Here is an 895-nt window from a genome sequence, read left to right as displayed (position 1 = left end):
TTTAACTTGTTGATCCTTTCTGCCAATATATTCTATATTTCCATCCAATAACCAGCGGCCCAAATCGCCTGTGTCATACATTCTTTCTCCCTCGATAAAAGGATTAGATATAAATTTCTCCAGGGTCAATTCAGCTCTGTTTTGATAGCCTCGTGATAATCCTGCCCCTGATATATATACCTTTCCTGTAACACCAATTGGTAAAGGCTGAAATGAATCATCCAATATATAAATCTGGGTGTTCGAAAGTGGTTTACCAATAGGAATTGTTTTATATTCTTTATTTTGTATTAAATAACACGTACTATAGGTAGTATCCTCTGAAGGTCCGTATAAGTTTCTGATTTCTATTTTTTCTGTTGGAAGTTTTTTAATAATATCCAGAGGCACTATTTCACCTCCCATATTAATAAAAACTATATTTTTTAGATCTAAATTATCCTCTAATAGCTTTCGAATTACAGAAGGCACAGTATCTAATACAATTTTGCTTTCTTTATTTATATAATCCTTTATTTCCAATGCATTTCTTAGAACTCTTATTTTTTTTCCTATCGATAAAGTATAGAAAATTTCATAAACTGACATATCAAAACAATAAGAAGTTGTAGCATACATCACTTCAAATTTTGATGAATCAAATTCAAATCGAGACCAATTAATCAATTCAACTGCATTTTTATTTTCTACCATTACCCCTTTAGGTTTTCCGGTAGATCCTGAAGTATAAATCAAATAAGCTAAATCACTAGCCGTACTAATCTTTGCAATATTTTCCTTTGAAAACTTATCCTGAACCTGTATAAAATTATTTAAAATATTCTCATCAATAACGGCTTTACAGCTGCTATCCTCTTCGATATATGCGATGCGGTCTTGCGGATAATTAACATCT

Annotated in this window: 1 protein-coding gene; it reads right to left on the bottom strand. The window is 31.3% G+C overall.

The annotated features are described in order from the left end of the window. Positions 1-895: AMP-binding protein (locus LPB88_RS23675; RefSeq protein ID WP_230718264.1), on the bottom strand; the 895-nt coding region annotated here is incomplete at both ends.

It is taken from the genome of Flavobacterium sp. JAS (genome assembly GCF_020991455.1).
In the GTDB taxonomy this organism is placed as follows: Bacteria; Bacteroidota; Bacteroidia; order Flavobacteriales; family Flavobacteriaceae; genus Flavobacterium.
The sequence above is the reverse complement of the archived record's forward strand: the minus strand, read 5'-3'. Positions and strand labels throughout refer to the sequence as shown.